General features: G+C 68.0%; 23 protein-coding genes and 1 riboswitch. Of the genes, 8 read left to right on the top strand and 15 right to left on the bottom strand.

Translation table 11 applies throughout. The annotated features are described in order from the left end of the window. The first annotated feature begins 338 nt into the window (after positions 1 to 338). The 7 genes from BJ958_RS04575 to BJ958_RS04545 all read left to right on the top strand — a co-directional run bounded on the left by BJ958_RS04575 (position 339) and on the right by BJ958_RS04545 (position 5,818). Entirely contained in the window at positions 339 to 752 is a 414-nt protein-coding gene (locus BJ958_RS04575) for a single-stranded DNA-binding protein (protein ID WP_179725750.1), read from the top strand. Positions 753 to 764: 12 nt separating this feature from the next. After that, positions 765 to 1,289 (top strand): hypothetical protein, encoded by a 525-nt coding sequence (locus BJ958_RS04570; RefSeq protein ID WP_179725749.1) that lies wholly within the window; start codon positions 765 to 767, stop codon positions 1,287 to 1,289. Between the two features lie 117 nt (positions 1,290 to 1,406). After that, a complete protein-coding gene (locus BJ958_RS04565) occupies positions 1,407 to 1,706 on the top strand; it encodes a hypothetical protein (protein ID WP_179725748.1) in 300 nt (99 codons plus the stop codon). Further along, positions 1,706 to 3,013, top strand: coding sequence for a hypothetical protein (locus tag BJ958_RS04560; protein WP_179725747.1), 1,308 nt, complete (start codon positions 1,706 to 1,708; stop codon positions 3,011 to 3,013). The genes BJ958_RS04565 and BJ958_RS04560 overlap by 1 nt, the downstream gene beginning before the upstream one ends. Positions 3,014 to 3,216: 203 nt before the next feature. Further along, positions 3,217 to 4,455, top strand: a complete 1,239-nt coding sequence (locus tag BJ958_RS04555) for an IS256 family transposase (protein ID WP_179725696.1) — start codon at positions 3,217 to 3,219, stop codon at positions 4,453 to 4,455. 18 nt (positions 4,456 to 4,473) lie between these two features. After that, entirely contained in the window at positions 4,474 to 4,665 is a 192-nt protein-coding gene (locus BJ958_RS27600) for a helix-turn-helix transcriptional regulator (RefSeq protein WP_343052564.1), read from the top strand. Further along, positions 4,652 to 5,818 (top strand): tyrosine-type recombinase/integrase, encoded by a 1,167-nt coding sequence (locus tag BJ958_RS04545; RefSeq protein ID WP_179725746.1) that lies wholly within the window; start codon positions 4,652 to 4,654, stop codon positions 5,816 to 5,818. Before BJ958_RS27600 ends, BJ958_RS04545 begins: the two co-directional genes overlap by 14 nt. A gap of 125 nt (positions 5,819 to 5,943) precedes the next feature. On the opposite strand, the gene thiC is transcribed toward BJ958_RS04545, so the two are convergent. From thiC to BJ958_RS04470, 15 genes are all read right to left on the bottom strand, one after another. Continuing rightward, entirely contained in the window at positions 5,944 to 7,686 is a 1,743-nt protein-coding gene (gene thiC / locus BJ958_RS04540) for a phosphomethylpyrimidine synthase ThiC (protein WP_179725745.1), read from the bottom strand. Then, positions 7,683 to 8,480 (bottom strand): bifunctional hydroxymethylpyrimidine kinase/phosphomethylpyrimidine kinase, encoded by a 798-nt coding sequence (gene thiD, locus BJ958_RS04535; protein WP_179725744.1) that lies wholly within the window; start codon positions 8,478 to 8,480, stop codon positions 7,683 to 7,685. The genes thiC and thiD overlap by 4 nt, the downstream gene beginning before the upstream one ends. Beyond that, entirely contained in the window at positions 8,477 to 9,055 is a 579-nt protein-coding gene (locus BJ958_RS04530) for a thiamine phosphate synthase (RefSeq protein WP_179725743.1), read from the bottom strand. Before BJ958_RS04530 ends, thiD begins: the two co-directional genes overlap by 4 nt. Next, entirely contained in the window at positions 9,055 to 9,831 is a 777-nt protein-coding gene (locus BJ958_RS04525; RefSeq protein ID WP_179725742.1) for a thiazole synthase, read from the bottom strand. The genes BJ958_RS04530 and BJ958_RS04525 overlap by 1 nt, the downstream gene beginning before the upstream one ends. A gap of 4 nt (positions 9,832 to 9,835) precedes the next feature. Then, a complete protein-coding gene (gene thiS, locus BJ958_RS04520) occupies positions 9,836 to 10,027 on the bottom strand; it encodes a sulfur carrier protein ThiS (RefSeq protein WP_179725741.1) in 192 nt (63 codons plus the stop codon). Beyond that, positions 10,024 to 11,046 (bottom strand): FAD-dependent oxidoreductase, encoded by a 1,023-nt coding sequence (locus BJ958_RS04515; RefSeq protein WP_179725740.1) that lies wholly within the window; start codon positions 11,044 to 11,046, stop codon positions 10,024 to 10,026. Before BJ958_RS04515 ends, thiS begins: the two co-directional genes overlap by 4 nt. Continuing rightward, a complete protein-coding gene (gene thiE / locus BJ958_RS04510) occupies positions 11,043 to 11,627 on the bottom strand; it encodes a thiamine phosphate synthase (RefSeq protein WP_179725739.1) in 585 nt (194 codons plus the stop codon). Before thiE ends, BJ958_RS04515 begins: the two co-directional genes overlap by 4 nt. Before the next feature lie 17 nt (positions 11,628 to 11,644). After that, a riboswitch (TPP riboswitch) is annotated at positions 11,645 to 11,752 on the bottom strand. Positions 11,753 to 11,807: 55 nt separating this feature from the next. Then, on the bottom strand, positions 11,808 to 13,169 hold the full coding sequence (gene lpdA, locus BJ958_RS04505; protein ID WP_179725738.1) for a dihydrolipoyl dehydrogenase: 1,362 nt from the start codon (positions 13,167 to 13,169) through the stop codon (positions 11,808 to 11,810). After that, complete coding sequence (gene lipA, locus BJ958_RS04500) at positions 13,166 to 14,140, bottom strand: lipoyl synthase (protein WP_179725737.1); 975 nt, start codon at positions 14,138 to 14,140, stop codon at positions 13,166 to 13,168. Before lipA ends, lpdA begins: the two co-directional genes overlap by 4 nt. Then, on the bottom strand, positions 14,140 to 14,871 hold the full coding sequence (locus tag BJ958_RS04495; protein WP_343052563.1) for a 2-oxo acid dehydrogenase subunit E2: 732 nt from the start codon (positions 14,869 to 14,871) through the stop codon (positions 14,140 to 14,142). Before BJ958_RS04495 ends, lipA begins: the two co-directional genes overlap by 1 nt. Further along, complete coding sequence (locus tag BJ958_RS27595) at positions 14,868 to 15,101, bottom strand: biotin/lipoyl-containing protein (RefSeq protein ID WP_179725736.1); 234 nt, start codon at positions 15,099 to 15,101, stop codon at positions 14,868 to 14,870. The genes BJ958_RS04495 and BJ958_RS27595 overlap by 4 nt, the downstream gene beginning before the upstream one ends. Then, positions 15,098 to 16,126, bottom strand: coding sequence for an alpha-ketoacid dehydrogenase subunit beta (locus tag BJ958_RS04485; RefSeq protein ID WP_179725735.1), 1,029 nt, complete (start codon positions 16,124 to 16,126; stop codon positions 15,098 to 15,100). The genes BJ958_RS27595 and BJ958_RS04485 overlap by 4 nt, the downstream gene beginning before the upstream one ends. Positions 16,127 to 16,140: 14 nt before the next feature. Further along, entirely contained in the window at positions 16,141 to 17,115 is a 975-nt protein-coding gene (locus BJ958_RS04480) for a thiamine pyrophosphate-dependent dehydrogenase E1 component subunit alpha (protein WP_179725734.1), read from the bottom strand. 67 nt (positions 17,116 to 17,182) lie between these two features. Further along, positions 17,183 to 17,926, bottom strand: coding sequence for an IclR family transcriptional regulator (locus tag BJ958_RS04475; RefSeq protein ID WP_179725733.1), 744 nt, complete (start codon positions 17,924 to 17,926; stop codon positions 17,183 to 17,185). A 115-nt stretch (positions 17,927 to 18,041) separates the two neighbouring features. After that, positions 18,042 to 18,707, bottom strand: a complete 666-nt coding sequence (locus tag BJ958_RS04470) for a DUF1097 family protein (RefSeq protein ID WP_179725732.1) — start codon at positions 18,705 to 18,707, stop codon at positions 18,042 to 18,044. Between the two features lie 243 nt (positions 18,708 to 18,950). Between BJ958_RS04470 and BJ958_RS04465 the strand changes: the two genes are divergently transcribed. Beyond that, the gene (locus BJ958_RS04465) at positions 18,951 to 19,721 is read left to right on the top strand and encodes an IclR family transcriptional regulator (protein WP_179725731.1); all 771 of its coding nucleotides are present in this window, start codon (positions 18,951 to 18,953) and stop codon (positions 19,719 to 19,721) included. Positions 19,722 to 19,741: the final 20 nt, after the last annotated feature.

Below are 19,741 nucleotides of genomic sequence, written 5' to 3'. Positions count from 1 at the left end.
CCTCCCCGTGGAGAGCGACACCACGGGCAGAACCCGGCGCAAGTCGATTCGCTGTGCCAAGTGCTGGGATACGGTCACGCTTGACCGATCTTCATCAGATTACCATCCGAGGCCGTTGCCGTAGTCGCCCGGCTGTCGCCTTCACTGACGCTGCCAGTTGGCACCCGCTCGGCGGCATCAGTGTCCTGGACGCAGAACGAACGGCCCGTCGCTCAGTGGCGCCTGAACGTCACCCTCGCTCGGCGGGCGGTGACGGCGCTCCAGCGCATTGTCGACGGCTGAACACCTCCTGAGTAGCGCGGCCGATCCAGTGGCCGCCCGACGTCCAAGGAGGGTCCGTGTCCATCCCAACCCAGATGAGCCTGGTCGGCTTTGTCGCATCCGCGCCCGACCTTCACTTCACCAAACAGGGCGCCGAATGCTGCCGGATGCGTGTGGGCGTCGAGCAGTGGCGCAAGGAAGCCGACGGCAGCTTCACGAAGCTGGACCCCACCTTCCACGACATGGTCGCTTTCGAGAGCACCGCACGCGAGACCTACGCCCGCTTCCGCAAGGGCGACTCCTTCGTGGCCAGCGGCTACGTCCACGAGTACGAGGTCGACAGCCGCGAGGGCAGCGTCATCAAGGAAGAGTTCGTCGCCCGCAAGATCGGCCACAACGCCAACAAGACCGACTACGTCGTCCAGCGCGGCCGTCACGCTGCCGATCGGCCCCTCACCGCTGTACCGCAGCCGCCCGCTGTCGGCCTCTGATCGGTCGCTGTTGTGAGTCCGTACCCGGACGAACCCGACGACCGAGACGTCACTGACCTCTTCGATCGTCCACCTGAGCCGATCAACTGGAACGCCCTCGACGCCAAGCACGCCGACATCGAGTGGCATGACCTCGACCGCTGGGTGAAGTGGCTCAAGGTGACGTTCGGGCTCCCGCCTAACATCGTGCCGCCGTACTGGCATCGCCACGACGAGCTCGTATGGGAGCTCTCGGCCCTTCACTGCCACTGGCTCAGCTGCTACCACGACTCAGCGCCCCCATCGGCGCCGATCAACTGGATGCGGGAGTTCGCCGAGGCCCGCCACCGTCTGCGCGACTGGGTTTCGATCTGCGGCACTCGGCTCGACCGAGACCGTCCGACGCGGCAGACCACTTGGCCCGGCGAGTCTCCGGCGGAGTCCGGTGCCGAGATCGAGATCCGTGACCGGGACGCGGACTTCGAGGAGTTCGTGCGTGAGGACCTGCGCCAGCGCCTCCGCATCGAAGCGATCGCCCACCGGCAGGTCATCGGGTGAGCCATGACCACGCCATGGCCTCGCCGGCCGTATCCCCGTCCACAGCATTCGCGGCATGCGCAGCAACGCAACGTCAGGCGGCGCACGGTCGAAGCCCGAACTCCCGAAGGACCCACCATGTTTCTCCCCCACGCACAGACACTCGCTCAGGCCAGGTCGTACGTCGCGGCGCTCGCCAACTGCGCACCCAACATCGAGGCCTCCTCCGCCTACGAACGCGTCCTGCTCGAACTGGACCGCGTCCATAACGACGAGTGCCCCGCGCTTGACACCGACGACCTGACAGACGACCGCGACATCCTTTTCGCGGTCGCCGGCAGCGCTATCGAGGAGCTCGAGCACTTCGGTGTTGACGCTCTGTCCGTCGAGTTGATCCTCGCCATGCTCGGCGACGCGCGCGACCTGGACATCGGCTGATGTACGGCGAGAACGGCGCGCAGATGCGCACGGAGTTGGCTGCGCTGCTTCGCCAGCACCGTGTGATGCATCGCCTCGCCGCGGATCCTGCCGCCGATCGGGCAGCGGTGGGTCGGGAGGTGCTGCGGTTCAGGCAGTCCATCCTCGTGTGGTGCGCGCAGGCCGTTGGCGTGGCACGACCCCTCGCGTTCGCCAACATCCCGGCCAAGCCAGCGGACCCGTTTCGCGCAGCTGCCGAGCATGGCGCGGCAATCGGAGAGCTCGCCCGGGCACTCGAGTACGCGCGCGCCGAGTCGCAGACCAAGACCGCCTCGAGCATCGAGCTCACGACGCCGAGCCCCAACGTGCTGGTCGAGCACTGGCGGCTTGCTGCGCGCGCCGCGGCATTGGCTGAGCACGACACTGCGCCAGACCAAGCTCGGCATCTGACTGCAGCCCAGGGCCGCGCCGTCGCAGGCGACGTCGCGGCAATCAGCCAGGCGCTCGTCATCCTTGACCGGCGCTACCGGAACACTCCCGAGTGGGTATCGCTCCCTGGTTGCGACCGCCTCGGATGGGCCGCACTAGCCACGGCACTCGACGTCAGCCTCGGACAGCCCGACTACAGCGTGGACCAGACGGGATGGCGCCCGCGGACCAAGCCGATCCGGGGGCCGGCGAAGCCTGGAGTCCTCGGCGTACTTCAGGCCGAGCACAACCTGCTCGTCAGGCTGAAGACGTTCCCCAACGCGATGAATCTCCGTCTGATCGTCGACTCCCAGCGCCTCCTCACGACCGCCCTTATTCCCTACGCGCAGCGGATCGACCCCGACCTCGCCGGCCGATGGCGGGAACGTGCGGCCACCTACTCGCAGATCCAGCGTGAACTCCGGAACGTCGGCGGCCGGCTCGGTAACGGGGCGGCCGCGACAGCAGAAGCCGCGAACGCAGTAGGCCGGATGAAGGCCCTACCAGCCGACGCCGTCCTCGAGCCTCGGATGCTGGGCGGGTTCAACGTCCTCTTCGACCGAGTCGACTCGCGCATCACCGACATCCTCGAAGCAGGGGTCGAGCGCGGAGCTTTCGTGGAGCGCGTGACCGTCCCTCGGCTGGTAAGCGGCGACGGGCGACTCGTTCATCCAGTCCGCGAACGTTTCGTTCCGGTCGCTCGGCCCGGCGACCTCGATGTCATCCGAACCGCCCGTAAACGCCTTCGACCGGCTGCAAGCCCCGTGTCGGACTCGCCTGGAGTCAGTCGGGTCAACCTCCACGCCGCATTGATTCACCGTCCACCCGAGAAGGGAGCGCCCAATGTCCCGTACCTCTAGCGCGCGGAAGCCTCCGAGGCAGGGGCGCGCGATGGAACGCCTTCTCACGGCCGACGAAGTTGCTGAGTTCCTGGGTGACGTCCCGCCGAGTGGTGTAGTTCCTCGGCGTTGAGGTTCGTCGTGTTGCCGGTGACGTAGGCGGCCATCGTGCGACGGTCAGTGAGTACTTGCGACAGACACTCACGGATAGGACACGAAGCACGATGGCCTTGGACAATGCTGCACTACTCGAGGTACTTGAAGCCATGCAGGCCGGCGGGGTCGAGGACCGCGTCCGCACCGCGGCACAGACGATCTACCAGGCGTTGATCGACGCCGAGCTCACCGCTGTGATCGGCGCCGGCCCCTGGGAACGCACCGACCAACGCACGACACAGCGCAACGGCTCCCGGCCGCGGACCCTGTCCACGACCGCCGGCGACCTGGAACTGCGGATCCCGAAGCTGCGGTCGGGATCCTTCTTCCCCTCACTGCTCGAACGCCGACGACGGGTCGACCAGGCCTTGTTCGCGGTGGTGATGGAGGCCTACCTCCACGGTGTCTCGACCAGGAAGGTCGACGACCTGGTCAAAGCACTCGGCGCGGACACCGGGATCAGCAAGTCCGAGGTCTCCCGCATCTGCGCGGACCTCGACGAGGAAGTCGGCGCGTTCCGCGACCGGTCGCTGGGCGAGATCACCTACCCGTACGTGTTCCTCGACGCCACCTACTGCAAGGCCCGCGTGAACCGTCGCGTGGTGTCCCAGGCCGTCGTGATCGCCACCGGAGTCACCGCCGACGGGCGCCGTGAGGTCCTCGGGTTCGACGTCGGGGACAGCGAGGACGGGGCGTTCTGGACCGCGTTCCTGCGCGGTCTGAAGGCCCGCGGCCTGGGTGGTGTCCAGCTGGTCATCAGCGACGCCCACACCGGCCTGAAGACAGCGATCGCCGCTGTCTTTGTCGGCGCGAGCTGGCAGCGGTGCCGGGTCCACTTCATGCGCAACGTCCTCGCGGTCGTACCGAAGGGCAACGCTGAGATGGTCGCCGCCGCAATCCGCACGATCTTCGCCCAACCCGACGCCGAGCACGTTGGTGAGCAGTTCGAGGTCATCGCGGCGATGCTCGGCAAACAGCTGCCCAAGGTCGAGCAGATGTTGCGTGATGCCCACGACGACCTCCTCGCGTTCACCGGGTTCCCGGTGTCGCACTGGAAAAAGATCTGGTCGACCAACCCCTTGGAGCGGCTCAACAAGGAGGTCAAACGCCGCACCGACGTCGTCGGCGTCTTCCCCAACCCCGAGGCCCTGCTCAGGCTGGCCGGGGCCGTCCTGGTCGAAGCCCACGACGAATGGCAGGTCACCGCCGAACGTCGCTATCTGTCCGAACACTCCATGGAACTCATCACCGGCACCAACAAGACCGAGCAGGAGGTGGCCAAGCCCGAACTCATGACGGCATCATGAGAACCACTGACCCGCACGGTGTCGAGGAAACTCCACCACGACGCGGGACGTCACCAGTTCCTGGGCATCCCGGTCGCCACCCTGTACCAATGGCGCCACAAGGGCTGCGGTCCGGAGGCCTACCGCGTCGGACGTCACCTGCGTTACGAACCCTCAACGCTGCGGTCCTGGCTGGACGAGCACCTGGAGAGGCGTCATGGCGTGGGTTGAGCGTCGCGAACGCACCTCGACCGATGGAAAGCGGACCATCACCTACCGCGTCCGTTGGCGAGAGTCCGACGGCAGGGCCAGGGCCAAGACTTTCCGACGCAAGGTCGAGGCAGATCGGTTCGCAGCCATGGTGTCAGCGGACCTCGTTCGCGGCCACTACATCGATCCCGACGCCGGGAAGGTGCGCTTCGAGGAGTACGCGAATCAGTGGCTCGCCGCTCAGACCTTCGAGGAGGGCACGGTCGAGATGGTGGAGCTCCGATTCCGCCTGCACGTCATGCCGCACCTGGGGGCCCGCAACCTTTCAGATGTGCAGCCCTCGACCATCCAGGGATGGCTCCGAACGCTCACCGGCCTATCCGGGAACTACCGGAAGGTCATCTACGCCAACGTCTCCTCCGTGTTCACGGCTGCAGTCGACGACGGACTCATTCCCAAGAACCCCTGCAAGGCCCCGTCGGTGCGACGTCCGAAGTCCGATCCGCGAAAGTTCCGGCCATGGACTCGCGAGCGCGTCTTGGCCGTGCGTGAGGAACTGCCGGACCGATTCAAGCTCGTCGTTGATCTCGGCGTCGGTCTCGGCTTGCGTCAGGGTGAGATCTTCGGCCTCTCGCTCGACGACATCGATCTCAACACCGGCGAGATCGAGATAAGGCGTCAGGTGAAGCTGCTCGGCAACAACCGCCAGCTCTTCGGACTGCCGAAGGGTCGGAAGATCCGCACGGTGCCGCTGCCCGATCGCGTGCTGGAACTCATCAACGACCACGTCACGCGCTACCCGCCGCGGAGCGTGACCCTTCCCTGGGACAGGAGCGATGGGGCGTCGCGGTCCGTCGATCTGGTCCTCTTCTCACGGGAGTCCGGCGCTCTCAACCGCAACTACTTCAACCCCAAGATCTGGCGACCAGCGCTCGTCGCAGCCGGCGTCGAACCGAAGCGCGAGAACGGCTGTCACGCCCTGCGCCACTTCTACGCGAGTACGCTCCTTGATGCGGGAGAGTCGATCCTGGCGCTCAGCGAGTACCTCGGCCATGCGGATCCGGGTTTCACGCTCAGAACCTATACACATCTGATGCCGTCCTCCACGGAGCGCACCAAGGCCGCAATCGACGAGATACTGAGCGTACCGAGTGCACCCCATGAGCCCGAGTAGAAGGCGTTTTCCCAGGTCAGCGCATTGAGGTCATCACTACTACGACCTGTAGTCACTTCTGCAGATCTGATCTGACTCCTTCCAGGGGGCCGCACCAGCCACGGTTCGGCCCCCTGAATGGCGCGTCAAGGAACGACGTATACGGACGCGCCAAGCTCGATGAATTCCTCGGACTTCTGCTTCATTCCGAGGGCGGCGTCCTCCGGCGTGAGGTCCGCGCCGAAGCGGTCACGGACGTCCTGGCTGATCCGCATCGAGCAGAACTTCGGGCCGCACATCGAGCAGAAGTGCGCGGTCTTGGCGTTGTCGGCCGGCAGCGTCTCGTCGTGGAACGCTTCAGCGGTGTGCGGGTCGAGCGACAGCGCGAACTGGTCCTTCCAGCGGAACTCGAAGCGCGCCTTGCTCAGCGCGTCGTCCCAGTCGCGGGCGTTGCGGTGGCCCTTGGCGACGTCGGCGGAGTGGGCGGCGAGCTTGTAGGTGATGACGCCGGTCTTCACGTCGTCGCGGTTGGGCAGGCCGAGGTGCTCCTTCGGCGTGACGTAGCAGAGCATCGCGGTGCCGTGCCACGCGATGTGCGCGGCGCCGATCGCCGAGGTGATGTGGTCGTAGCCGGGAGCGATGTCGGTCGCCAGCGGGCCGAGCGTGTAGAACGGCGCCTCGTGGCACCAGTCCTGCTGCAGGTCGACGTTCTCCTTGACCAGGTTGAGCGGGACGTGGCCGGGTCCCTCGACCATCACCTGGACGTCGTACTCCCAGGCGCGCCTGGTGAGCTCGCCGAGGGTCTTGAGCTCGCCGAGCTGGGCGGCGTCGTTGGCGTCGGCGGTCGCGCCGGGGCGCAGGCCGTCACCGAGCGAGAACGCGACGTCGTACTTGGCGAAGATCTCGCAGAGCTCGTCGAAGTGCGTGTAGAGGAAGTTCTCCTGGTGGTGCGCGAGGCACCAGCCGGCCATGATCGAGCCGCCGCGGGAGACGATTCCGGTGACGCGGTTGGCGGTCAGCGGCACGTAGCGCAGCAGGACGCCGGCGTGGATCGTCATGTAGTCGACGCCCTGCTCGCACTGCTCGATGACGGTGTCGCGGAAGATCTCCCAGGTCAGCTTGTCGGCCTCGCCGTTGACCTTCTCGAGCGCCTGGTAGATCGGGACGGTGCCGATCGGGACCGGGCTGTTGCGGATGATCCACTCGCGGGTGGTGTGGATGTCATCGCCGGTGGAGAGGTCCATCAGGGTGTCGGTGCCCCAGGTGATGGCCCAGGTGAGCTTGTCGACCTCCTCGGCGATGGAGGAGGTGACGGCCGAGTTGCCGATGTTGGCGTTGATCTTCACCAGGAAGTTCTTGCCGATGATCATCGGCTCGGACTCCGGGTGGTTGATGTTGTTGGGGATGATCGCGCGACCGGTGGCGACCTCCTCGCGCACGAACTCCGCGGTCACCCCCTCACGGATGGCGACGTACTCCATCTCGGGGGTGACCATGCCCTGGCGGGCGTAGTGCATCTGGGAGACGTTCTTGCCCTCGAGCGCGCGGCGCGGCTTGTAGGCGCGGCCCTGCCACTGGTCGCGGTGGATGCCGGAGCGCAGCGCGGTGCGACCGTTGTCGAGCAGCTGGACCTCGCGGCCGTCGTACTCCTCGGTGTCCTGGCGCGCCTCGATCCACTCCTGGCGCAGCAGCGGCAGGCCGACCTCGGGCTGCGAGCCGGGGCCCTCGGTGGCGTAGCGGTCGAAGGTCTCGCCGTTGGTGAGCGTGACACGCGTGAACGGGACCTTCAGGTCGCCCTTGAGGATGCGCGAGTGCTGCTCGTGCACCGGCTTGTGGAACGGGCTGGTCTCGGGGGTCTCGATGAGCGTGGGCTCAAGAGTCTCGGTCATGCGATCTCCTTGTGGGTGTGGGCTACGGGTCCGCGACCGCGGCCCAGGGTCCAGGTCTTGCTGATGTCGAGCTGGTTGCTGACGTACGCCGCGGCGCGGGCGCACGAGGTCTTCAGGTCCTCGCCGAGGGCGAGGTACGACGCGAGGGCCGAGCTGTAGGTGCAGCCCGTGCCGTGGTCGTTGGTGGTCGCGACCGCCGGGTGGCTGATCGCGACAGGTTCGGCACCCGGGAGGGCGAGCCAGTCGGTGCACGTCTCCGCGCCCGCGACCTCGGGGCCGCCGGTCACGACGACGGCCGGGCCGAGCCCGGTGAGTCCGGTGGCCAGGGCGGCGGGGTGCATCGGGTCATCGGAGTCGAGGCCGAGCAGCCCCCCGGCCTCGGCGGCGTTCGGGGTGATCACGGTGGCGACGGGCAGCAGCACGTCGCGGTAGGCCGCGACCACGGCGTCGGTGGCCAGGTCCGCGCCCGAGGTCGCCCGGAGTACGGGGTCGACGACGAGCACCCGGCCGGCACACGCCCGAGTGACGAGCGCGACGGCCTCAAGCGAGCCGAGCATCCCGGTCTTCACCGCGGCGACCGGAAGGTCGGCCAGCACGGCCTCCAGCTGGGCAGCGACGACGTCGGCGGGGACCGCGTGGATCGCAGTGACCCCCGTGGTGTCCTGGGCGGTCACCGCGGCGACCACCATCGCGCCGTGCACGCCGAGCGCGCTGAACGTGGCCAGGTCGGCGGCGAGGCCGGCCGCTCCCCCGGAGTCGGTGCCGGCGACTGCAAGGACGACGGGCGGGTTCACCACGGCGCCTCCCCGAGTACGTCGAGCAGCGCGCCCACCACGGCGGCCGGGTCCTCCGCGCGCATCACGGAGCCCATCACTGCGACCCCGTCGGCGCCGGCGGCGATCGCGTCGGCGACGTTGTCCGGCGTGACGCCACCCAGGGCGTAGACGCGGATGCCGACCTCGGCGGCGGCGTCGTACACGGCGCGGTCGACGGGCTCGTAGCCCGGCTTGGACTCCGTCGAGGCGAACGGCCCGAGCGTCACCCAGGAAGCGCCCTCGACCGCAGCCGCGCGGACCTCGTCGGCGGTGTGGCACGAGCGCCCGAACGGCAGGTCGGCAGGCACGGGCGCCCCGAGCGGCAGGTGCACGCCGACACAGCCGTAGAGCGGCGTGTGGGCGGCGATCACGGACGCACCGGCAGCCTCGCAGGCAGCCGCCAGCGCGGTCCGGGCCAGCTCGGTCTCGTCCAGCTCGCGCACCACCACGTGGGTCGCACCCGCCGAGACGCACTCGGCGACGGTGCGGGCCAGCGAGCGGCCCAGGTGGAGCTGGGAGCGGTCGGTCAGCACCAGCAGGCGGGGCAGGTCCATCACAGGCTCCCCACCATGCCGCTGGCCGGCGATGACGCCCGCGCGGTCACACGGCGCGGGATCCGGCCGGCGCCTCGGGCAGCCAGCCCGGCCTCCACGCCGAGCCGCAGCGCGGTGGCCATCCGGACCGGGTCGTCGGCGCGGGTGATCGCGGTCGCGGCGAGCACCGCGTCGCAGCCGAGCTCGAGCGCCAGCGCCGCGTCCGAGGCCGTGCCGACCCCGGCGTCGAGCACCAGCGGCACCGAGACCGCGGCGCGCACCGCCGAGATCGCATAGGGGTTCAGCACGCCCAGCCCCGACCCGATCGGGGAGCCGAGCGGCATCACCGCGACGCAGCCGGCGTCCTCGAGGCGGCGGGCCAGCACCGGGTCGTCGGTCGTGTACGGCAGCACCTTGAAGCCCTTGCGGACCAGCGCCTCGGCGCCCTCCAGGAGCTCGATCGCGTCCGGCATCAGCGAGGTCTCGTCACCGATGACCTCGAGCTTCACCCAGTCGGTCTCCAGCGCCTCGCGGGCCAGCTCGGCGGTGAGCACCGCCTCGCGCGCAGTCCGGCAGCCGGCGGTGTTCGGCAGGATCTTGATGCCGAGGCGCTGGATGGTCTCGAGGACTCCGCCCTCTGACGTACCGGGCAGGCGGCGCATGGAGACGGTGACCATGCCGGGGCGGGCGGCCTCGATGACCGGCTCGAGCAGCGCCGGGCGGGGCAGCCCGCCGGTGCCGAGGAAGAGCCGCGAGGGGAGCTTCTCCCCCGCGATCACCAGGGTCTCGTCGGTCATCTGCTCAGCCTCCCTGCACGGCGGTGACGATCTCGACCACGTCGCCCTCTGTGAGCGGCGTGGTGGCGTGGTCGGCGCGGAGCACGACCGCGCCGTTGACGGCGACCGCGGTGCCCCGGCAGTCCTCCGGGAGCAGGTCGCGTACGACGGTGCCCTCGGCGACCTCGCGCGCGGATCCATTGACGGTCAGGTTCATGCGGCACTCCCTTCGGTCACGAAACGGCGCGGGTCGAGCGCGGGGTCGACGGCACCGGTCTCGACGTGGTCGGCGAGCGCCTGCGCGGTGATCGGGGCGAGCAGCACGCCGTGGCGGTAGTGGCCGGCCGCGAGCAGCACGCCGTCCTCGCCGGTCGGGCCCACCAGCGGAAGGTTGTCGGGCGTGCCCGGGCGATCGCGGGCGGTCACCTCCACGAGCTCGGCGCGGTCCAGCCCGGGCAGCAGCGCGCGGGCTGCCTCGAGCAGCCGGAAGGTGCCCTCGACGGTCGGCACCGGCGGGGTGTCGTGCTCGTCGGAGGTGGCCCCGATGACGATCTCGTCGGAGCCCGAGCGCGGCACGACGTACACGGGCTCGCCGTGGACGAGGCCGCGGACGGTGGTCGCGGGCGCCTGGTCGGGCGCGTGGGCACGCAGTCGTAGGATCTCGCCGCGGACGGGCCGGACCAGCGCGGCGTACGGCGCCGGCAGGTGCGCCCCCGTCGCCAGCACAGTCAGGTCGACACGCGCACCGGAGGCGACCGGCACGACCGGCACGCGGGCCAGCAGCGAAGCGACCACCGAACGGGGGTCGACAGAGTGGTCGTCGGGCAGCCAGGCACCGCCGGTGACGCGTCCGAGCCCGGGCTCGCGGGCGACCAGCTCGCGGCGGGTCAGCGCCTCGACAGCCACGCCCGCCTCCGCGAGCAGGCCGAGCTGGCGGTCGATCTCCTGGACGTCGCCGGCATCCGCGCCAGCCAGCAGCGTGCCGCTCTGCGCCAAGGCGACGCCGAGCCGGGCGGCGTACGCGGGCCAGAGGTCGGCCGAGGCCCGGCCCAGGCGGAACAGGTCGGCCTCGCCGTGCCACAGCTCGCCGGACGGCGAGAGCATCCCGGCGGCGGCGTACGACGCCCCGGAGCCGGGGGCGGGGTCGACGACCTCGACGTCGTGGCCGCGGAGCAACAGCTCCTCGGCGCAGGCCAAGCCGATGATGCCCGCTCCGCAGATCCTGATGCGCGTCACAGGATCACCTGAGCCTTGGCTAGGGCTACTGCGAGATCGCGAGCTGCATTGATCGGGTCGGGGGCATCCCAGATCGCGCTGATCACGGCGATGCCGTGGGCGCCCGAGTTGACGACTGCTGAGGCTCGACCCTGGTTGATCCCACCGATGCCGATCAGCGGTAGAACACCCACCGCCGGTTCCAGGTTCTGCTGCCCCAACGGTTCCGGCAGATCTGCCTTGGAGGTCGAGGGAAACAACGGGCCGATTCCGGCGTAGTCCGCGCCCGATCCCTCCGCCCTCACGACATCTTCGCGAGTTCGGCAGGTGGCGCCGATCATCATCCAGGGCGCGAGCCGCCGCGCCTCGGCAACGGCAAGATCGTCCTGCCCAAGGTGCACTCCGTCAGCGTCCACCGCGAGGGCGACATCGAGTCGGTCGTTGACCAGCACGGGAATGCTTCGTGGACGTACTTCGTCGATGAGCTTGCGCGTCATTCGCGTCATGTCGCGTGCACTGCTTTGTTTGGCTCGCACCTGGAAGCCGTCTATGCCCGCGTCGACGAGGTGGTGGGCGAACGAGATCTGGCGTTCGTCACTCACCAGGCAGAACAACCTTGGAATCATGACCTCTCACTTCCTCCGCCGGTATGACCCGGGTCAGGTTCAACGGTTGGAGCGCGCTAGCTCCCTCTCAGCTCCTGGCTGGAGCGCCCGTGTGCTTGTGGTTGGGATGGAGGCGGCGGGGCTGCCGGGGTCGAACGCAGCAGCCCCGCCGCAGTTCTAGTGGCCGTGCAGCGCCTTTCCGGCGAGGGCCTGGAGGGCCTCCCCCAAGGCCTCGTGCTGGGTGGGGTGCGCATGGACGAAGGGCGCGACCGCTTCGGGTGCGATTCCGAGGCTGGTCAGCAACTGCCCTTCGCCGATCATCTCGCCAGCGCGTGCAGCGACGATGTGGACGCCGAGGACCTCGTGTTCGTGCCGCCGCACGACCTTCACCATTCCGCCCGAGCCGAGGATCAGGCTGCGACCGTTACCGGCCAGGTCCTGTGTCGCGCAGGTGATCTGGTCGCCGTAGCGCTCACGCGCGACAGCTTCGGTGAGTCCGACGGAGGCAATCTCCGGCTGGGTGAAGGTCACCTTGGGCACGAGCTCGTCGTTCACGGGCCGGGGCGCGAGTCCGGCGATCTCTTCGGCGACAAAGATGCCGTGGGCATAGCCGCGGTGCGCGAGCTGTGGCCCGGCGACGAGGTCACCGACGGCGTACACGTTGGTCAGGTTGGTGCGCAGCCGTTCGTCGGTGACCACGACACCACGGTCCACGGCGATGCCGGCTTCCTCGAAGCCGTCGATGACGGCCTCACGTCCGACAGCAACGAGAAGGACCTCTGCCTCTGCTGTGGAGTCGCCCTCGAACGCGACGCGCACGCCGTCCGTGGTGCGCTCGACCCCGGTGACCTTCTGACCCGTCTGGATCTTGATGCCGCGCCGCTTGAGCGCGCGATCGAGCTGCCGCGAGATGTCCTCGTCTTCGCTGGCGACGAGGCGGGGAAGGCCCTCGACGACGGTGACAGCGGCGCCGAGCGAGCGCCAGAGGGAGGCGAACTCGCATCCGATGACGCCTCCTCCGAGGACGATCGCGGAGGAGGGGACGCGGCCGAGCGTCAGGGCGTCGTCCGAGGTCAGAATGTGGGTGCCGTCGGTCTCGATACCCTGAATCCGGCGGGGCCGGGCGCCGGTCGCCAGGACGACCGCGTCAGCCTCGATGGTGCGTTCGCCGACCTGGACGGTGTTCGGACCGACGAACTGGCCCTCACCCGCGACGACCTCGATGCCCCGGCTGCCGACCAGACCGGTCAGGCCACGGTGAAGGCGGTCGATGACGCCGGTGCGGTAGCGGTGGATCTTGTCCATGTCGATGCCGGTCAGCTCGGCTCCGATGCCGAGCGCGGGGGCCTCGCGGACGTGGTCGGCGACCTCTGCAGCGTGGAGCAGTGCCTTGGTGGGGATGCATCCGCGGTGCAGGCAGGTGCCGCCTAGCTTGTCGCGGTCGACGAGAACCACCGACAGGCCCAGCTGACTTGCACGCAGCGCGCAGGCGTAGCCGGCGCTGCCGGCGCCGAGGATGACGAGATCGACCTTGCTCATGAGAGTTCCTTTTCGGTGCGGCGCTGGAGCGCGTCGCGGTGGAGACGTCCGGCGCGGTACGACGAACGGACGAGTGGCCCGGAGAGCACCCCGGAGAAGCCGATGTCCTCGGCCTCTTGACGGAGCTCTACGAACTCCTCCGGCTTCACCCATCGCTCGACCGGGTGGTGACGTGGGCTCGGGCGCAGGTACTGGGTGATGGTGATCAATTCGCAACCTGCATCGTGCAAATCGTGAAGGGCTTCGCTGATCTCCTCGCGGGTCTCGCCCATGCCCAGGATCAGATTCGACTTCGTCACGAGGCCGAACGCGCGCGCCTGGGTCAGGACATCGAGCGACCGCTCGTACCGGAACGCCGGCCGGATCCGCTTGAAGATGCGCGGCACGGTCTCGAGGTTGTGCGCGAGAACCTCGGGTCGAGACTCGAACACCTCGGCCAGGAGGTCGGGGTCGCCGTTGAAGTCCGGGACGAGGTTCTCGACGCCCGTGCCCGGATTGAGGTCGTGGATCGCGCGGACGGTCTCTGCGTACAGCCAGGCGCCGCCGTCGGGGAGGTCGTCGCGCGCGACTCCGGTGATGGTGGCGTACTTCAAGCCCATGGTCCGGACGGATTCCGCAACCCTGCGGGGTTCGTCGCGGTCCAGCGGTTGTGGCCGACCGGTGTCGATCTGGCAGAAGTCGCAGCGACGCGTGCATTGGTCGCCGCCGATGAGGAATGTCGCTTCGCGGTCTTCCCAGCATTCGAAGATGTTGGGGCAGCCGGCCTCCTGGCAAACCGTGTGCAGACCCTCCGACTTCACCAGATTGGTGAGTTGGGTGTACTCCGGCCCCATCTTGGCCCGGACCTTGATCCACTCTGGCTTCTCCTCGATGGGAGTGGATGCGTTTCGGACCTCGAGGCGCAGCAACCGCCGCCCCTCGGGCGCCGGAGACCGGCGACCCGAGGGGGTGGTGGCAGGGGAAGCCCCCATTAGGCCACGACCTCGGCACGTGCCTCGAGCAGCCCCTGGGGATCGGCGAGATTCCCACGGACCGAGTCGAGATAGCGCGCGGCGTCGGCGCCATCGACCACGCGGTGGTCGTAGCTCAGGGCGAGATACATCATTGATCGCACCTCGACCTCGTAGTGGCCCTCGCCGTCGGCGATCGCCACCGGACGCGGGACGACCGCACCGATGCCAAGGATCGCCGACTGCGGCTGGTTGATGATCGGGGTGTCGAAGAGTGCCTTGCGACTTCCCGTGTTGGTGATCGTGAACGTGCCACCGCCGAGTTCTTCCGGGGCGATCCGGCCGGTGCGCGTGCGCTCGGCCACGTCTCGGATCGCGTTGGTGAGCTCCAGCGCACCGAGGTCGCCGGCGTTGCGGATGACTGGCACCATCAGACCCTTCGGAGTGTCGACGGCCATGCCCAGGTGCTCGACGTCGAAGTACGTGAGCTCTGACTCCTCTGAGAGCGCCGAGTTGATCACCGGGTGATCGCGCAGGGCGAGCACGGCGGCCCGGGCGAAGAAGCCGAGCAGACTCGGAGCCTCGCCTCCGCCGGCAACGATCTGCCGGCGGAGGCGGAGCACCTCCTCCACGTCGACCTCGATCACCGTGGTGAGCTGGGCAGAACCGTGCAGCGACGACATCATCCGCTCAGCGATCACCTTGCGGAGAGCGCCGAGCCGCTTCGTCGTACCGCGCAGCTGTTCACTCACGAGATGGTCCCGATCACGGCACCCTGTACGACGACGGCGCCTTCCTCAACCGCGTGGGTCAAGATGCCAGCGCTCGCCGCCACGATCTCCATGTCCACCTTGTCGACGGCCACCTCGGCGAGCAGGTCGCCCTCGGCGACGTTGGAGCCGTCCTCGGCGAACCAGGTCGCCAGGGTGCCCTCACTCTCGGGGTTGTCAGCGGAGATCACGGGAAAGAGGACATCGGTCACTTGGAAACCTGCTCGAGAATCGCGGCCTTGATACGGGCCCGGGTGGGAAGGGCGGCGTACTCCAGCGAGCGGGAGTACGGGATGGAGACGTCTGGAACAGCGACGCGGCTGATCGGGGACTTCAGGATGGTCGGGTCGGACTCGGCGATGCGAGCAGCGATCTCTCCGGAGAGCCCGAAGGACTGGTAGTCCTCGTCGACGATCACCAGGTGACCGGTGCGGCCAACCGACTCGAGGATGGCCTCGGTGTCGAGCGGGACGATGCTGCGCAGGTCGATGACCTCGACGTCGACGCCTTCGCCGGCCAGTTCCTCAGCGACGTCGAGCGCGTGGTGCACAGACAGGGAAAGAGTGACGACCGTGACATCGGAGCCCCTGCGCGGAGTGGCGGCCTTGCCGATCTCTACGACGTGGTCGCCGTCCGGAACCGGGCCGATCGAGCGCGGGTTCTTGGCCATCCAGGGCAGGCCCATGACGCCCTTGTGGAACATGAACACAACGGGGTTGTCGTCTCGGATAGCGGCGGTCATGAGGCCTGCGGCGTCCGCCGGGTTGCTCGGGACGACGACCTTCATGCCAGGCAGATGGGCGAACGTGCCCCACAGGCACTGCGAGTGCTGCGCTCCGTCCGAGTAGCCGCCACCGACCGCCGTCATGAGAACCATCGGGACCTTGACGTTGCCGCCGGACTCGAAGTGAATCTTTGCCATGTGGTTGTAGATCTGGTCCATGCAGACGCCGAAGAAGTCGACGAACATGAGCTCGACGATCGGGCGCATACCCTCGGTCGCGGCGCCGATGGCCGCACCGATGAAGGCGGTCTCGGAGATCGGCGTGTCCATGACACGCTCGGGACCGAAGCGGTCGATGAGTCCGGTCGTGGAGGAGAAGATGCCGCCGTAGGGGCCGACATCCTCGCCGAGCACGAAGACGTTCTCGTCGCGCTCCATCTCGGAGGCGATCGCCTCGACCATGGCCTTGGCCGTGTTCAGCCGCTTGCTGGACTGCTCAGTGGTGGTTGTCATGATGCTTGCTCCGTTCAGGCGAAGACGTAGTCGAGGACGGTGGACGGGTCGGGCTCGGGGCTGGCCTTGGCGAAGGCGATGGCGGACTCCACCAGCTCCGTGGCTCGGGTCTGGGTCTCCACAACCGCGGCGTCGTCGAGCACACCGGCGGAGCGAAGCGTGGCCTCGTAAGTCGGGATCGGGTCTTGGCCGGGGACGCCCTCGATGTCGGAGCGGTAGCCCTGAGCGTCACCCTCGAAGTGGCCCCACAGTCGCAGCGTGTGGACCTCGATCAGGGTCGGGCCACCGCCGTTGCGGGCTCGCTCAACAGCGTGACCAGCCGCCTCGTAGACCGCCTCGACGGCGTTGTCTTCGATGCGGATGCCCGGCATGCCGTACGCCGCAGCGCGCTCGGCGTTCGAGGCAACGCAGGTGGACGCACTGCGCGGCACGGAGATGCCCCAGTCGTTGTCCTCGACGATGAACACAGCCGGCAGCTTCCACAGCGAAGCGAGGTTGAGGGTCTCGTGGAAGGCACCCTGGTTCGCGGCACCCTCACCCGTCACACCGACAGCGATCTGGCCGGTCCCGCGCTTCTTGAAGGCCAGCGCAGCACCGGCAGCCGACGGGTAACCCTCTGCAATGATGCCCGAGCACGAGAAGTGCGTCTTCGGGTCGAACAGATGCATGTGCCCGCCGCGCCCCTTTCCGAGGCCGTCCACACGACCGAAGATCTCCGCAGTCATCGCGTTGAGGTCAATACCGTGCGCGATCGCGAAGTGATGCGGCCGGTGAGTCGCCGTGACGGCGTCATCCGTGGTGAGGTGGGCACAGACACCGGCAGCAACCGGCTCCTGTCCCGCGGAGAGATGCATCTCGCCAGGCACGAGGCCGGCGCCGATGTCGAAGACCGGCTTCTTGTCTGCGTGGTACTCACGCAGGATCGCCTCTTCGTAGGTGCGAATGAGCACCATCTGGTCGTACAGCTCACGCTGGACACGGGCTTCCATTTGTTCCTCCTTGGTCGGGGAAACCCATGGTGTGGCTGCCGTCACAGCACCCGACAGTGGCGCGTTTTCAGATACTGATCAGCGGCCCAGCCATGGCCCAGCCAAGCCGTCGCGCGGCTCGTTGGAGAGCCGCCGAATGGCCGTTGACTGGCGGCCGTCGCGCAGGCAAGGACACCGCTACCGCGCCCACATGTTCGCCCACGCGGATCGGCGCGGCGAGGCATGCGGTGCCGAGGAGATACTCCTCGGCGTCCGACCAAATGGCGGCCTGGCCGTCCAACTGGCGTTCCAGCACGCGACGGTCGGTGATCGTGTTCGGCGTGAGGTCGTGCAGTTGGTGCCGACTGATGTAGTCGGCGCGGTCCGCCGCCGAAAGGCCGGCGAGAATGCACTTTCCGAAGGCGGTTGCGTGGCCTGAATCGTGCACGCCGACCCAGAGGTCGACGCAGGGAACATTCGGGCCGTCGGCGATGTCCAACAGCCGGATCTCGCCTTCGCTATATACCGAGAGATAGGTAGCCCCCCCGACCTCGTCACGCAGCGACTTGAGAACGGGACGGATTCTCGGCAGGAGGCTCTGCAATGCGGGGGTCGAAGGCACCATGGCCGCAGGCCCAACGACGTACCCGTCCGCAAGCTTGCGGAGATATCCCTCGAACACAAGCGTGCGCAGCAGGTGATATGTCGTCGGCAGGGCCAGGCCGGTCATCCGCGCAAGGCTCTTGGCGGCAACGGGATCGGCGCTCGCAGCCACGGCTTCTAGAAGTCGTAGTGCCCGCTGTACGGATCCGATAAGAGTCGGTTCGCTCATAAGGAACGAGTGTTGGTGCCGTCGCGTGCGGGAGGTAGTCCCTTGGATTTCAAATGGTGAAAACAGGTGGGCACCCGGTCGTGACCGGGTGCCCACCGAGCGACGTCAGCAGTCGTCACTGTTCCTTTGGGCCGATGACCGATCCGAGGACTCCCGCCAACTTCACGGACATGAGGCCGAGCAGGCAGCCACAGAGGAGAGAGGCGAACGTCGAGATCGCCACCCACAAGATCGGGGTCGACAGCACTCCTCCGAACGCACCGGCACCTGCGGTGGTGGGGTCGCCCAGCGCCTTCAGCGTGTTCGCGGCGCCTCCGCCGCCGGGCGCCCAGCCGTCGAGTCCCGTCGCGATCCACCAGAACACTGTGGACGCGAAGGCCCCGAAGACGCCGGGGACGAAGTACCACTCCCCTGCCGCAGATGCGAGTACGACGATCGTGGCGATAACTCCGACGACAACCGCGAGACCCCAGAAATCAGGCAGTCCGGCGACCTTCGGGCCCATCGCCATGAGGGCGAACGCACCGACGCAGCCGCTCAGCGACGAGGCGATCGCCTTGCGCATCGCGCTACCGTCCGCGCCGGCGGCGAAGAACGTGGCCCACGAGACGAAGGCGGCCGGCGCGATGAGCTGGAGGTTGCCTGGAAGAGCCAGGCCGTTACCCAGGTCGCCTGCGGTGGCCCAGTGGAAAGTGAAGTTCAGTGATACGTCGACCCAGACCGCGGCGAGCACGGCGATCGACAGGGAAAGAGGCAGAGTGGCCCTCAGACGTTGCAACATGAAGAAAGTTCCTTCGTTAGAGACGATGGTGGCGGCGGCGCGGGCCGGCGGCGCCCGATCGGGTGCCACTGGCCCTGTCCGATCGACGAAGGTGGGATCGCCCCTTCATACGCCGCTCGCGGATCGGGCCCCAGTGTTGGATGCATGCCGGGTCTTGGGCAGACCCCTGGATTTCCCATGACGAAACCTCCATAGCGCCTGTGACGGCCATCACTACAATGTGGGTGATTGGAGGTGCGTGGCATGCAGGACCGTTTGAGCCCGCCGGACGACTTCGTCCAGAGCGTCGGCCGAGCATTGCGCGTCCTAGAGGTAGTGGCCCAGGGCCACCCTCTGCCGGTAAAGGTGATCGCGCGCATGTGCGAACTGAACCTTTCTACGACGTACCACCTGGTGCGGACCCTCGCCTACGAGGGCTATCTCGAGCGCCTCCCCGACGGCACCTACAGTTCCGGTTCCGAAGTAGCGCGCCGCTTTTACGACGTCCTGTCCGGCCTCGGCCACCCTCCTGACTCAAAGGAAGTCCTTCGACACCTTGCCGCGCGCACCGGGCTCAGCGCCTATCTGGGTCGGCTCAAGGGTGATCGGGTAGTGGTGGTCGACTATGTCGAAGGGCCCGGCTCGCCCTATCTCGAGCACTTCGAGCGTGGGCTCGACGTCTCGGCGCACGCGACGGCGCTGGGCAAGGCCCTCATGCTTGGCCTCAAACCACGCGAGCGTCGGGAGATGCTTCGCGATCAAGGGCTGCGTCCCTTTACGCGCAATACCTCCACCGACCTGGCACTCCTCGAGGCCCAACTACGCACACTCACCGCCGATTCCGTCGTCGTCGAGCGCGGCGAGTTCCGCGACGACGTGTCCTGCGCAGCACGACTCGTGCCGCGACGCGCGCCCGGGGAGACGTCATGGGCGCTCGTCGTCAGCACCCGAGGTCTCGAACTCCCCGACGCGGCACGCGCCGAACTGTCGATGGCAGCCGCCGATCTGGCCGGTGCCGCAACGGGCGGCCCCTAAGCCGCGTGGTTGCCGCCGCC

Source organism: Nocardioides kongjuensis (genome assembly GCF_013409625.1).
Classification (GTDB): Bacteria; Actinomycetota; Actinomycetes; order Propionibacteriales; family Nocardioidaceae; genus Nocardioides; species Nocardioides kongjuensis.
The sequence above is the reverse complement of the archived record's forward strand: the minus strand, read 5'-3'. Positions and strand labels throughout refer to the sequence as shown.